The sequence below is a fragment of the Blastopirellula sp. SH421 genome, from assembly GCF_057808535.1.
The window spans coordinates 4,837,813-4,852,148 of record NZ_CM173712.1; the positions used below are offsets into that span (position 1 = coordinate 4,837,813).

Annotated in this window: 10 protein-coding genes and 1 pseudogene; 3 read left to right on the plus strand and 8 right to left on the minus strand. The window is 52.7% G+C overall.

The features are described from left to right. Positions 1-66: 66 nt before the first annotated feature. A complete protein-coding gene (locus SH421x_RS19575; protein WP_488856511.1) occupies positions 67-294 on the plus strand; it encodes a hypothetical protein in 228 nt (75 codons plus the stop codon). Here SH421x_RS19575 and SH421x_RS19580 read toward each other — a convergent pair. Continuing rightward, positions 217-648 (minus strand): annotated as a pseudogene (locus SH421x_RS19580) (DEAD/DEAH box helicase); the annotation flags it as partial. The gene SH421x_RS19575 and the pseudogene SH421x_RS19580 overlap by 78 nt on opposite strands. Between SH421x_RS19580 and SH421x_RS19585 the strand changes: the two are divergent. Then, on the plus strand, positions 586-906 hold the full coding sequence (locus tag SH421x_RS19585) for a hypothetical protein (RefSeq protein WP_488856513.1): 321 nt from the start codon (positions 586-588) through the stop codon (positions 904-906). The pseudogene SH421x_RS19580 and the gene SH421x_RS19585 sit on opposite strands and share 63 nt — an antisense overlap. A gap of 70 nt (positions 907-976) precedes the next feature. Here the strand turns inward: SH421x_RS19585 and SH421x_RS19590 are convergent, their stop codons facing one another. From SH421x_RS19590 to SH421x_RS19620, 7 genes are all read right to left on the minus strand, one after another. After that, entirely contained in the window at positions 977-2,785 is a 1,809-nt protein-coding gene (locus tag SH421x_RS19590) for an AAA family ATPase (protein ID WP_488851665.1), read from the minus strand. After that, positions 2,782-7,089, minus strand: a complete 4,308-nt coding sequence (locus tag SH421x_RS19595) for an Eco57I restriction-modification methylase domain-containing protein (protein WP_488851667.1) — start codon at positions 7,087-7,089, stop codon at positions 2,782-2,784. Before SH421x_RS19595 ends, SH421x_RS19590 begins: the two co-directional genes overlap by 4 nt. Continuing rightward, positions 7,086-9,971 (minus strand): DUF8741 domain-containing protein, encoded by a 2,886-nt coding sequence (locus SH421x_RS19600; protein ID WP_488851669.1) that lies wholly within the window; start codon positions 9,969-9,971, stop codon positions 7,086-7,088. The genes SH421x_RS19595 and SH421x_RS19600 overlap by 4 nt, the downstream gene beginning before the upstream one ends. Positions 9,972-10,025: 54 nt before the next feature. Continuing rightward, positions 10,026-10,241 (minus strand): MerR family transcriptional regulator, encoded by a 216-nt coding sequence (locus SH421x_RS19605; protein WP_488851671.1) that lies wholly within the window; start codon positions 10,239-10,241, stop codon positions 10,026-10,028. Between the two features lie 206 nt (positions 10,242-10,447). Beyond that, positions 10,448-10,828: a hypothetical protein gene (locus tag SH421x_RS19610; RefSeq protein WP_488851673.1), complete on the minus strand. Its 381-nt coding sequence runs from the start codon at positions 10,826-10,828 to the stop codon at positions 10,448-10,450. Beyond that, positions 10,825-12,387 carry a recombinase family protein gene (locus SH421x_RS19615; protein ID WP_488851675.1) on the minus strand — a complete coding sequence of 521 codons (1,563 nt, stop codon included), beginning with the start codon at positions 12,385-12,387 and terminating at the stop codon, positions 10,825-10,827. Before SH421x_RS19615 ends, SH421x_RS19610 begins: the two co-directional genes overlap by 4 nt. Next, entirely contained in the window at positions 12,384-12,875 is a 492-nt protein-coding gene (locus SH421x_RS19620; protein WP_488851676.1) for a DUF2924 domain-containing protein, read from the minus strand. Before SH421x_RS19620 ends, SH421x_RS19615 begins: the two co-directional genes overlap by 4 nt. A 357-nt stretch (positions 12,876-13,232) precedes the next feature. On the opposite strand from SH421x_RS19620, the gene SH421x_RS19625 reads away from it, so the two are divergent. Beyond that, positions 13,233-14,207, plus strand: coding sequence for a hypothetical protein (locus tag SH421x_RS19625; RefSeq protein ID WP_488851677.1), 975 nt, complete (start codon positions 13,233-13,235; stop codon positions 14,205-14,207). Positions 14,208-14,336 lie beyond the last annotated feature (129 nt).

Genomic DNA, 14,336 nt, shown 5'->3' on the forward strand with positions numbered 1-14,336 from the left:
TGCGATCAACTCCGCTCCAATCGGGCGGTCACCAAGTGTAAAGGGAACTAGTGTCTCCTCGACGACATGCTCCGCCGTGATGCGCTGGCCGAAGATTTGAAAAGCGAAATCGGCGACTGTTTGACGACGCTGCGATGGCGTTGCGTTGCGATCCGCGACCATTGTCGCACTCGTACCTACGTGAACCAGGCCTTCGGATGCAGCACGCTGTTTGAGGCGACGAATCAGCATGGCGACATCCGCGCCTTGACGACCGCGATAGGTATGCAGTTCATCGAGCACGAGAAATTCTAAACCACCGCGACGTCGATCCAAGAAGCGGTCATCCTCGGGACGAACAAGCATCAACTCGGCCATCATGTAGTTCGTCAACATGATTTGAGGTGGATGGTTTCGCATCTCGGTTCGCGCGGTCTCGCCCGACTCCCCGGTATATTTTGCAAATGAAACAGGAAAAGTGTTGCCCGTCCGATGCTGATACGCGTCTCGCAGCTTCTCCAATGCTTGCACTTGCGAATTCACCAATGCATTCATCGGATACATCACCAGCGCGGAAACACGATCTGTCGTCGGGTTGCGGATCAAATGATCGATGATCGGCAAAAAGTAAGTCAGACTCTTACCGGAGCCTGTTCCGCTGGTGACCACATAGCTCTGATGCTCTGCGGCGATGCGAAGAGCTTCGACTTGATGCTGATACAGATGGAACGGCGATCCATCTGCGATGCGGAACAACTGAGCGGTAAGCGGATGCAATACGCCTTCGCCTGCAAGATCATCAACGCTACTGCTTCTTGCATAGGACGGACTGACTTGCAGCAGAAAGTCTGGCCAAAGGCGTGCGGTTTCGAGCAACTGCTGTTCAACATAGGTTCGTGCATCATCCGCCTCAATCACAAAGAATGAGCGTACGAAATCGCGATAATCCGCGAGAATTTGGTCGTGTAAATCAAAGATGCTCACTTCCTCGCCCTCATCAGCTGCACATTTTGTGAATATCGTTAATCAACTTCTTGAGGTCATCGGCCACATCGTTTTCTTCGAGCATTTTGACGATTTCATGCCGTTCGCAATTGAACTTGTTACGGATCGAGAGCTTCCCCGTATCAGCGCCAGCTGGGAGCAATCCCTCAACAACCAACTTCTTTCCTGCAATATCCATAAGTCCCGGTGCACAATCGGATTTGGCATGATTCTGCCCCACCGAGAGCCCCCACTCGGTTGACAAGAACTCGTTAACCTCGTCAACAGTTTTTCCCGATGCCTTCGCGATTGCGTCCGGGACGATCAGGTAATTCTCAATGTTCTTCCTTCGCAAAGTCCGTGGTTGAAAATCATTTGTATCCAGATGGTCGTTATGTTTTAAGTCCGAATTTATATTTGTAAGCGACTCCTCGTCACGGTCACGCAACGAGATCGCTCTAAGACCCGGAATTTCGCGACGAAGCATTTCAAAAAGTGATCGACGCTGCTTATGGTTAAAGCTCGTCTGCCAAATCACCAGATTATCTGGCAAACGCCTGCCGATCTTTTCTGCTACTGCTTGAACAATCGAATCGTCCGAGGTTCCCTCAAAGAACAAAATGCGTTTGAATCTCTTTGCTCTGTCTACATTGGGTGCGTAGTCGCTTCCGAGTCCTGTAAATAGGGCTATGCGCTGTTGATCTTCAACCAAGTATTTGCCTTGATTGCGCTTTATCTCGAAAATTTCTGAAAGCTCCACACTGCGTAGCAGCTCCGTCGAGTGTGTTGCCATTAGCACTTGCTTTTGATTTTCACGGGCAAGCGATCGCAGCCGATCCAGTAGGTGCATCTGCAAAGTCGGGTGCAAATGCGCGTCCGGTTCATCGAGTAGCAAGACGTCAATTTCATGGGAAACCGCGAGCGCGTAGACACTCAGCCACTGAAGTAGGCCGCTGCCTTCGACCATGATATCTCGGGCCGCATAGCCATTATGCTTTTTGAATCGACCATCATCGTAAAGTCCGGCAACGATGTCCAATTGAAGCGAGACGTGGTAAGAATCATCGAAAGGAGGAACGATCAAATCGCATTTGAAAACGCGATGAAGCGTCTCGATTAGTTGGCACCAAGGGTTCGTTTGGTAAAATTCCCTTTTTTCTCGACCGTTTAATTGCGTGCGACCAGCGAGCTTCTCCTTCAGCGCGTGTTGAAAGCCATCATGTAGATCAAAGAGGATGTTTCGCAACGCTGCTCCGGCAAGGCCACGACCAATCATTCTCCTTTGCGCTCCCAGCGACATGCGTTCCTCTCTGGGCGTGATTCCCGCAAAGGGGGGCAAGTAGGCGCACCTAGGAATCGGATCTTCAGTCTGCACTGTTGACGACAATGGCTTGACGAAGATTCGGTCGTGACGCAGACTGAGGCCGAATTCCAGCTGACGTTCTACACTAATGCCACTTGCGTCAAGGAACTTCCATGAACAATCGATCCGCATTGTGTATGTTGAATTCGGTTGACCGGGATTGCCCCTCTTGCTTGTGTTAAGGTTGGTCCAAAGGTAACGAAGATTGGGAATCGCCACTGGCGAAAATTCATCTGCACCAATACTCACGCCGTTGCCCGCAAAGGCACCTACAAATGCGACACGTCCTAACTGAGTCTCGACCGACGAACGACAGAATTCCCATACGGCCAACGCATGAAGAAGTGTAGACTTCCCAGAGTTATTCCCTCCGGCAAGAAGTGAAACGGAGTCCGTTGAGAGGTTGAATGTATGATCCTTGAAGCGTTTAAACTTCTGGAGATGCAACTTAGAAATCATCTGCCGTCACCATCTAAGACGTTACTTTTGAAGGGTTTAAAGGATCGCTGAGCAGTGAGCATCTCGTCGTATATTTCGAGAATGCGACGTTTCGTACGAAACTCACCAAATGCCGCATGGTCTTTTCTAGCAACCAGCGGAAATTGATCCATCACGAATCCCAGAGCGTCTCGAACTGTTGGAAACAGATCACAGAGGTTTTGGAATTCGCGATTGCCTTCACGGCTTGAAGATTGCCATGTACCATCGGTTTCTGCGGGTAAAAGCAAGTGAACTAGAAACGCGTCGAGCTCACACTGGGCCTGAAAACGCAACTCATCGCTCCACGGAGTGACAAGACTAGATTTGACACTCGTTGCAATATCATCGCTGGACACCACCAACACGCGCACCAGTCGCGAAATCCAAGTTACAGGCAGAACCTCACCAAGTATTGCATGGTGGTTCCAGAACAATTGGGGTTCGGGAATCGCAAGTTGGCGAAGCACGCCAAAAGTAAGATTTATTCCGCCAAGCTTCTGTCTTGCTACATAGTCGATCAAAAACGAATTCAATACCGCAAGCAATAAACTGTTGACTTCGGATGAGAATGGTTTTATTAATGCCAACTGAGCGGAGTGAGCAATTGGCAACAAAGGAACGATTGAAGCGATAATAGTTCGTTCGTCAGTCGATCGACAAATGTTCCGCCACGCGAGTAATCGGTCAGGGCTGAACCGCTCGATCAGTTCCAATGCGAACCCTCGTCGTTCGACGCCTTCGGAAAAGATGTTTCGAGCGTCTGCTTCTGTAAGCGGATAGTCGTCGAGCAAACGCTTGCCGACTTCTTCAGCTGTACCCTCACCGAGCAAGCGTTCAATGGTGGGTTCTCGCTCGTCGTCGCTATTGATTTTTAGCAACTGATCGCCAATATCAAAGTGACCTTCGCGGACAAAGTAGGCCGCAGCCCACCAGCGAAGAATACGGTCAATGCTGGGGTAGTGTTCAAGCCGTACGGCACGAGCCAACGCTTCGGGATACTTTGGAAGAACCGACTCAACGACCTCTTCGCGCACCCAGTAACGCGGCTGAACCACAAAGTTACAGTCTTGCTTTTCTTCGAGCGTTACATTTCGCGATTCGGTCGCCGAATTGTATGTCGCCCAGCGATGATCGAAATGGTGCAGCATTTTTGCTTCATAAAGTGGTAAGTATCGATCGTAGGGACTCGAGAAGATATTACCTTCAAGACTATATCCGTCTTCGGTCAATTCATCTGCAGTGCGAAAGTGATGAGAGTCGTTTGCCATATCGAACATGCGATTAAATGACACTCGCCATGGATTTTCCTGCGGCACATCCTCACGTGCTTCTTTCCACAGGACCGGAACTCGCCTATAAATCGCTTTGGTAAGCTCAGCATCCTTGACAGATCGGAAAATCGGACATGTCCGTGTATTCGGATTCAGTAATTCGACTTCCGCCGCAGTCAGAGAAAATCGCCGCTCCTCATCGTGGAGTTCAGAGACCGTCTTCGCGTCAAACACGAAAATCGCAGGTTCACAACCAAGTGAGAGTTTGCCACAAAGAGTCAACAGACAGAACGGGTCGCGACTATCCGTTGCTAAAAAGAACTTGCGAATCTCGAAAAAGCTAAGCAAGCTAACTAATTCACCGCTGGAAACAAGATCGTCGAAGAAAACCTTCGTCGTGTCGGCAAATGCAATTCCGGACGGAATAATGATTCCCGATCGTCCGTCCTTTCGCGCCGCATCGCGGCAAAATTCCGCGAAGACGGTATAGGTGTTGATGTCTCCACGACCACAAAACGGGAAACGGCCACTTTCACGTAAAAAGCTACTGGAAGCCGTCGCAGCTCGAATCGCACAGATGTACTCGTCATACAGTCCAGGATTTTTACTTGGGAGCGACTTGATAAGTCTGCTCCTTGCCGCTTTGTTCGTAGCACTTGCGATTGTCGCATCTCGAGGACCAAAGAACTCTTGTTCCTGTAGCTTTACACGCTCCCATGGTGGGTTAGATAGCACCACGTCGAACCCACCATCGGCAAACACTTCGGGAAATTCGAGTGGCCAATGAAAGAAGCCTTGATCAAACGAAATCGCCGTTGCCATTGCGGCAACCTGTTGGTCGATCTGCTTTTCCTTCAGAAATGCATCGAGCGTGGCCGTGGTAATCACGGGGCGATCGGGGCGGAGAGGTTGAAAGAACGCTGCCGTCCATAAATCACACGCGTGCTTTTGCTTGCGCCAGTGTGGGTCTTTGTGACTGTCTTCAAAAAGCTTTTTTTTATGACGAATCGCCTCCGGAGAGTCGTCGGCAACCGCGTCCACTTCACGACTGTGCTGTCCAAGCTCGCGTGATGAGAAGCTGACGTCGAAGTCGGGCAAGTCCATAGCGCCAGCACGTTCATCACGATTGCGTTTCGCCATATCCTTCGCGAAACTCTTGTTATCACCCTCCAGAGCCGAAAATGCTTTGTCGGGAATTCCATCTCGCAAGATCTCCAGGTCGAACACACCGATCAGCGAGTCACCACATCGGATTCGATGATCGAGAAAAGTCAACGGTTTGTCTGCCGTGTGGCTTTCCAGCCATAATGCGACTCTGCATAGGTCAACCGCCAGTCGGTTTCGGTCGACGCCATAGACACAATGCGAGATGACTTCGCGAATCGCCGTGCGAATCACTTCTGGCGCCGGCTCGGCTTCGCCCGATTCGACTCTAGCCAGCTCCTTGCCTAGACGACGCGCAGCAGCGAGCAGGAAATGGCCGGAGCCACAGGCTGGATCGCAAACGCGAATCGACAAGATAGCTTGCCTGCGCTGGCCATCCGTTGAGCACTGACTCAAACGCTGGGCAAGTACTGGTTCAAGCGCCGATTGAACTAGTTCATTTACCAGAGATGGTGGAGTGTAATAGGAGCCACTCTCCTTGCGTCCTCCTCCGCGTGCGAAATCGAAACACACGTTACCGCGTGAGGGTTCATCGACGTAGGGGTGGAGCTCAAGCAAGCTTTCATAAACACTCCCGAGTTCCTCAACGTCCAGCGCCGAATAGTTGATTCGGCGAGCCGGTCCCGAAGACCGGTCCCGGTACCACGCCAAGTGCCAAAAGGCCTGCAAGAAGTCAGCATTGCTGATTGTGCATGAATCGAGCAACTGTGGCGAAAACAATTCTCCGTTCAGCACCGGCAATCCTAGGACCGATGCCATGGTTTCGCCATTCAAAGAGGGCTGAGACTGGTCTTTGATTAAGACCAACCATAGGACTCGCAGGGATTGCCAGATGTCATCGTGTTCGGTGCTCGAACCAGGCTGGTCCAAGTATCGACGCAAACGCGAGACACCGTAATGATCAAGGTAGATCGGTACGTTGCTCAGGACTCCACGATCTTCCGAAACCAGCAAGAACAGGAATCGGTAAATGAGAGTAAGCAGTTGGCGGTACAGCTCATCAGCGGAAAGTCGGTCTTCGCTGGTGCATCGGGGCGAAGCTCGATGCCGCAATTCGATATTGTTGTCGTGACGCAAGAACCCATTTGCAAGTAGTGTAATGCACTCTTCGACGCCGTCACGTAGATGCTCACGGACGCGTCCGCCTTGCTCTTCGGAATGCTCGAAATATCGTTCGAGGAAGCATTCTTCCGGGGTCGTCGTGTCGCTGGGAAAGCGAGTTCGGTGCAGTAACCGATACAGAACGGAAAAATCTTGAAACCGCTTTTCTTCGAGAATTTCGGCGAGATCGAATTCAATGTAGGCTTGTCGTCGCACGAAGGTGCAATCACGAAGAAGGCGAATGGTTTGCCCGTTCGTAACGATTCCCCACAGCCGATCATCTCGGTTGAGGAACTCCTGCATCAAGGTATGCGGCGCCATGCGGGGAGTGCCCGACGCCGGAACTCGCCCGAGGGGCTGACGGTGCCCGACAACATGAACGGGAGGATCAGCCTCTGACTCGCCACTGCGGTGTGAAATTGCAAAGGACAAACCGTCAATGTCTTGCGCGCGGGTGTTGTACTTTAGCTCGAATCCCAGCAGCCCAAGAAACGGTATCATCCAGGCATCGCGGGTAACTCCCGTAGCAAGATCATCTTGCGCAAGCTTATCGAGCCGACGCTGAAATACATCCCATAGGGATCGCGCGTCAGCAAAGCTCATCGCGATCTCGTCCGTCAAATTTCGCGACGCTGACAACCGAAAATCAGCTGGCTTCTGGCCCGGCAGCGAGTCAGTAAGTAACCGATCTAAAATATCGCTGCTGAGCAAACCGCCTTCAATACGAATCGATGGGAACTGCGTCATGCTTCGACCACCGGTTGAAGGACCAATATTCCGAGTAAATCGGGTGGCAACTGAGGTTCCACCGATAGCTCGCGAACCCGCATCGAAACGGCTCGACGGATTCGTTTGTGGCTCTTCGCAAGCTCAGCTGCACGATTGCGCACGCTCTCTTCGATTGACGGTTGCCACAACTCCCATCGATCGAGCATCGCGGCCACCAATTCACGCTTCTCCGGCATGGGGACGTTTGCGTCGGGCTTTGCCTCTCCTAGCAGGCTCAACGCATCATCTTCACTGATGCTTGTGAATCGCTTCTTTTCACCGTTTGGCTGAATCCCCATCACAACGACTTCTTCGCATAGGAGCGATGTGCGTTCGGGCTGATTCAGGAGATAGCGAACGCGGAGCGAAAGCAGGACGGTCAATCGGTCAACACTTCGTGTGCGGATGACGCCGCATCTCGATGCGGTCGCGACATTGCCTCTTGTCATAGCTTCCTCCATCAGGAAGCGAGCGAGCGCTGTTACAAATCGGTGATTGCGACCTAGATATTCGCATCCTTCGGGGGTTGGTGATGTAAAGCTGACCTTCCAGCTAGCCTCCTTACCTAGAGGCAAAGCAAACTGAATCGGACGTGGTAGTGCTAAACGGTCGGCATCGTTGACCGCTATCGAGAAAGTGTCGTCTTGCTTAAGATCCGTGATCAAAAGGCGAATACGTTGCGCCGCGTTGAGTACAAACTGGCGAACGGCTGAAGGATCACCGAGTACCGCGTCTGTCGCTTCGAGCTCAGCTTGCACTTCTTGAGGCTTTAGCGCTCGCTGAGCAAAACGTGTTCGATTGATTTTCTCGCGTTCTGCATTGCCGTCCCAGCGTTGATGAAACTTCGAGACCTCTTCACCGTCGCCGAAATCAAACTTCATTTGAGATTGGTCTGCTGCTATCTGCCTGTCACCTCGCAGGAAAAGGGCATTGAGCAACGCCTCGGTTACCGTTTCACTTTCGTCGGGAACAGGTACGTGTGTGCCGAGCGACTTGTGAATTTGTTGTGCTTTATTGAGCAGCACTTCGATAACGACACCGTCGACGGGGCTATCTGGACTGAAAAAGCGAATGGATTGAACCGTCTTTGCCCGTTGGCCAAATCGATCGACACGGCCTTCGCGTTGCTCCAGACGATTGGGGTTCCAGGGTAGGTCATAGTGCAAAACCGAACTGAAAGCCCCCTGAAGATTGATCCCTTCACTTAGGCAATCCGTGGCGACCAAAATGCGAGGAGAATGAAGCGAAAGTTCATTGATCTTCTCACGACGTTCTTCATCTCCTAAACGCCCCGTGATCGATAGAACTCGCAAACCCTTGTGTTTTCTTTTTAATTCCTTTTCGAGTGTTTCTGCTACATATTCGGCCGTATCCACGTAGCGGCACCAAACGATTGGGAAGGTTCCGTCGTCAAGGAGGCGAGACACAATCTCTGCACAGCGAGCGATCTTCTCGTCTTTCGCAGGCCCCTTCAATTTCTCGGCAAGCTTGGCAAGTTCTCGCAGCTGCCTCCGTTCACTATCTGACAGAGTTTCGTCAGCAGATTGAATTGGTGCGGATGGCGTGTCGTCCTCCGTTGACTGCTGGTCCGATTCAAACACGAAGCCCCGGTACTCAGGCTCTTCGCGTGAAATGAAGCTGTCGTCCGTCTCAAGTCTCGAGTGCCGTCTCTCCAAAGCCGCTACGGCTGCAACCGGACTCGACATAACGCATCGCAGCAGTGCAAGAGCTCCCCAATAGCGAACCCGCTGCTGACGCTTATCTAGCGACTGTCCGCCTTGAATTATTTCAGAACAGAACTCGTAAGTCTGTTTAAAGAGTTCGCGATACCCCTTCGACAAACGATAAATCTCGTCACTTGGCTTTCGGACCGGGAAACAATGATCGCCTTCCCATGTTGACTCGATATCATGCCGAGTTCGCTGGACGAAGTGCTTTACAAGCTCGTCCCGCTGCCCACTCGACAAGGAATTCGTGTCCCATTGTCCGAATTCAGGATTAAGCAAGGAAAGTAGCGAGCGAAAGGAGTCCTCGATGCCACTATGGGGAGTTGCTGTTAGCAGGATCAAATGACGATTGGGCAGGTCACCTAATTCTTTGACCAGCGAGTGTCTCTGGTGTTGGGTTGTGCGTTGATTTGATGCATTGCTGCAGCCATGAGCCTCATCGACGATTACAAACTCTGGGCAGTCCATTAGAAAGAGATGCCGATTACGATCGCTCTTGACGAAATCAATGCTCGCGATTTGGATCGGATAGTGCTTGTAGATACTTTGGTTGGAATGCTTGCGGCGCTCGAGCTGCCCGACAGTGCCAGACCGGATAATGACACTTTCAAGGTTGAATTTCTCGGAAAGCTCCTTCTGCCATTGCTCGCACAGGTAAGGAGGGCAGAGAACACAGAAACTTCTGATCTCGCCTCGATCCATCAATTCGCGTGCGATCAACAAGGCTTCAATTGTTTTGCCCACTCCCACGTCATCGGCAATGAGCAGCCTAACTGGGTCAACTCGCAACGCCATCAATAATGGGACAAATTGGTAGACTCGGGGCCGAATTGAAATCCGGCCAAGAGATCGAAATGGAGCCGCCCCCTCGCGCAGTGTGAGCCTAGCTGCTTGCCAGAGCAGATCTGCACTGGACGCATCCGCTAGGTCATTGACTGTGGGCAACGGAAATGTAGCAGAGCGAACCTGCTCATTATCCAGAGAGTAGCGGATCAAGTCAGTCAACGACTTGTGTAAAGCGACAACTTCGTCGGTAGCCCCGGTAAGCGGCCGGAGCAAATCGACGCGATTATCCTCACTGGGCAGTAGCACCCATTCGCGGTTTCGACAACTTACAATATTTCCAGGATCCATCGCGTTTCTCGATGAGCGACTCGTAAACCGTAACCTTTGCAAATAAACGCGATGCTACTTTGCACTGCGCTTCTTCGCACCCTTCGGCGTCTGGGCGGCCTGCTTGAGCACCGCTTCCAAGTCCGACTGACGAAATAGCCGATAGCCATTCATCGGATTTCGATGCATTGGAATGCGCCCATCTCGTCCCCAGTAACGCAATGTGTTTTGAGAAACGCCTAAAAACTGAGCAGCGTCCTTAATGGTCAGGTATTCATCAAGTCTTTCCATCGCTTCTCTCAAAACTTTTTAGCAATCAGATTGGGCACCTGCTAACCTTACCAATCCTTGAAGCCTCGTAGAATGCCCCTTTCAGACAAAATTTGTGCTGAAGTTGGGCTGACTATTTGGCATTTTTTTCGTGCAATCGAGATGAAAGGTAATACAAACTACCATTTGCCAATTGACTGGCGAGCCGATATCAAAGCAAAAGCGAATCAAAGGTCATCGATAACGTCTTGCCAGTGCCTTCTTTGACTTCCCCAGTCCAAATCGCTCGCGATCGGCCGCAAATCCCGCTCCGTAACAATATCACGCCCCCTCTTGGTCACCGGCAAGAACAAGATCGCCTCCTGAATATCCGGCGCCAACTGCAGCAGATTCATGATCTGCGTCAACCGAGCCCGAGTCACGTGCCCCAGCCGGGCCAGTTCCGCCTGGTCGGCAACCTCGCCATTCTGAATCATCTGGTCGAGCCGTATCGCCAGCGCCATCAACCGCGACACTCGTGGCACACGGCCCACTATGGCCTTCTCCTCCCGCAGCTTCCGCTCCCGCCGCGCCGTCTGAAACTCCACCTTTCGCTGAACCGTAATCATGCCGCCACCTCTTCCTTTACGTTCGCCAATTCGCCGACCAGCGTTCTAATCCCGCTCGGCCGGAATGTTATCGAGATATTCCCCCCGTCGCCGTCGTATTCGACCCGTTCGACGAGTAGCCCAATGACGCGTTCTTGTTCCCGCGGGGCCAGACACGCCCACACGGCGTCGAATTCGGCCAATGCGGCGGCAACCTCGGTCCGGTCGAGGGTATCACCGCCAAGTGCGGCCAACTCGTCTTCAACCTCCGTCGAACGCCGTTCCGCTTCCTGGATCCGATCATGGGCGTCAGCCAGCCTAGAATCGCCGGGGCCGACCATAGCCGCCAAGCGCCCAAGTTCAGCATGTGCGTCGCGTAGTTCCTGATGCAGATCGGCCCGTTCTGAGTTAAGTCGCTCGATTTGTTGGGCGGTCTGCACCTGCACCTGTTCGAGCGTTGCGCTGATTACCTGCGGATCGCGTCCAATCGCTTTGATCTCGTTCACGATGAATCGCTCAATCTCACCCGCGGGAATCGAAGGCGCAGGGCACGAATCCCATCCGCGTTTCTGAGCCTTTTGGCAGACGTAGTACCGATAGAGCCGGTTTCCCTTCTTCTTCGAATAGCTGTGGCTCATCCCGCACTGGCAGGCGGCGCAATGCAAGAGTCCCCGCAGCAAAGCGTGGTGCTTGTTTCTAACCGTCTTCCCGCCGCTGCTACCATTTTGCTGCAAGAGTGCCTGAACCTTCGCGAACGTCTCTGGATCGATGATCGGCTCGTGCTCACCGTTGTGCACTTCTGTCTTGTACCGGACCTTTCCGATGTAGACGACGTTGGTGAGCAGAGCGTAGAGCGAGCCCTTGTCGAACCGTCGACCGCCACGCTCGGCACCTTTCTTCGTTGTCCATCGTTTGGTTCGCCAGCAGCGGTTTTCGAGTTCCTTGCCTACGTCGAGTATCGATTGACGCTCTAGGTACATCTCAAATATCTCGCGGACCCGGCGTGCTTCTGCGTCATCGAGAACCAGCTTGGTCTGTTCGACGTTGTAGCCCAGCACCGGCAAACCGCCCGACCATTTTCCCTTGCGGCGTGCGGCGGCAATCTTGTCCCGGGTTCTCTCGCTGATCATCTCGCGCTCGAATTGGGCGAAGGAGAGCAGCACGTTGAGGACCAACCGCCCCATCGACGAAGCCGTATTGAAGGCCTGCGTTACGCTAACGAACGATACCTTGTTTCGGTCGAACGTTTCGATGATCCGCGTGAAGTCGAGAAGGCTGCGGGAGAGGCGATCAACTTTGTAAACAATCACACAATTTACTTTGCCCGATTCAATATCGGCCAGCAGGCGCCGCAGCGCCGGCCGGTCCATGTTGGCGCCGGTGAAACCGCCATCGTCGTAGCGGTCGGGCAGACAGACCCAATTCTCGTGTCGCTGGCTCTGGATGTACGCCTCACCCGCTTCACGTTGGGCATCGAGCGTATTGAACTCCTGCTCCAGACCTTCTTCGGTCGATTTGCGGGTGTAGATCGCGCACCGGATCGTGGCGGGCTCGGCGGGAGGCTTCGCACGTTTGTTCATTTGTCACCGCCGTTCTTACGCAGACCAAAGAAATGAAATCCATTCCAATGCTTGCCGGTGATCGCCTTCGCAACCGCCGTGAGCGATTTGTAGCGTTCACCTTGGCACTCAAAGCCATCGTCCAGCACTTTCACGTGGATCGTCTCGCCCTTGTACACACGCTGTAGTGACATACCTGGAAGGAGGTGTGTACTTTGCGGCGACTTGGTGGCGACGGCGATGATTCGTGACTCGGCTGCGGCGGATGTTTTTTGCGTTCGTGGGATGGTCGTCCTCAGATCGGCGTCGTTGGCAAGTTCCATCGCTCGCCGCCGTGCCCGTTCGGACAGACCTCCTTCGGCGTTGGCCTGCATCCGCCACGCGATCCGTTTGATCAGCCACTGCTTATGCCTTCCGTTGGTCGGTTCGCCAAAGACCTCGGCGTACTTTTCCCGCAGTTGGTTAACCGTCATCCGCTCCATCGTGGCGACCTCTTTGTCGATGTTCATCTTTCAAAAACTCCTGTGGTGAGAGTGGTTGCGTCAACAGGAGTGTCCAGAGAGCGGTATCTCGGCGCCGAACTCAAGGCGTCGCTGGCAGAAGTTTTCGACAATGTGACCGAAGGTGTCTGCGGCGACTGATAGCATCCCCGAACTCGCATGCGACGAATAATCGCGCGAGCCAAAATCGTCGTCAATTCGTATATTGGGTTCATCTCATCCATGCCGTAATGCGAGCGGTGCGTCATTCTCATCACCCTGTTCTTTAGTGCGAGCTGTTAACCGGTTCGCATCTCCAATACGCCCTTTCGAATTCGTGCGCTCGGAATCCGCGCGGATCGCAGAAAATTCTTATGGAGAGCCAATATGAACGAAGTCGAACTCGATGAGTTGTTAGCCGATGGAGAAGCCAAAGAGCAGCAGCGCCGGGATCGAGAGGCCGTGCGAGCCTATGAAATCAAACGCGAACGTCGCCTGGAGCAAGCCTTCCAAGAATTGAACGTGTTGCCGGATAAGTTTCACCGCGAGACGGGTGAGTACCCGGAGTATGACGATTTGCATCCTTGTCCACCGCCGGCAAACTATTGGCGTTGGTATGCCCAACGCGTGATTGGCGTCACCGATGTGATCATCGTGGATCGGTGGAAGGCCAATCTCGATCAGCTAGAAATCGCGGAAGCGAATGGAAAGATAGCCCTCGGATTGCTTTACCACGCGATGAAAGGAGATGTGGATTCTCTGGCCAAGAGGATCGAGAAGGCCATCATGCGTCAAGAAGATGGACAGGACACAAAGGCATGGCTTGTGATCAAAATTGTAAGGCTGCTGATAAATCCGCCAACGAAAACCGACAACGTGGAAAAAGAGAGTCCAATACCACCGAACGGAGACGATGACGCACCTCAGCAAGGCGGAATGTCATGGCCGGACGGGATGCCGTGGCAGGAGGCCCGTACGCTGCTCTTATTGAAAATGCTTGAGGGCAAGAAATATACAAGTGAACGAAAGTTGGCAAAGGAACTTGGATGTGCTCCGAATACGGTTGGCAGGGCGATCAAAAAGACCCCATGTCTTCAAAGTTGGGCGGGCTCAAGGGCGAGAAATGCGAAGATCTTCAGCCTAAGTGAGCAGGACCTGAATACTCAACCCCAGTCGCGCGAAGCCGATACCGTTGAGACCGTTGACGTAAAACTTGAGTTTGATGAGATTTTCAAACAACTAGTTGATGAGGCTTCCCCTGAAGAACTGTCGAGGCACGTCAAGTCCGCAGCGGATGTCTACGGTGATTCCGCGGCAATGCGAGAGTGGATTCAGGTGCACAGGGAAGCTCAAGATGATTAGGAACTGATCCCCGGAATGCGTAAAATAGCGGGTGCTCATGAACGCGCATGCGCGCTCACGCATTGTTTGACGCTTGTTTTCTCGGTATTTCAAAAAAACTTCGTGATCATTTCGCTCTCTGGAAAGGGG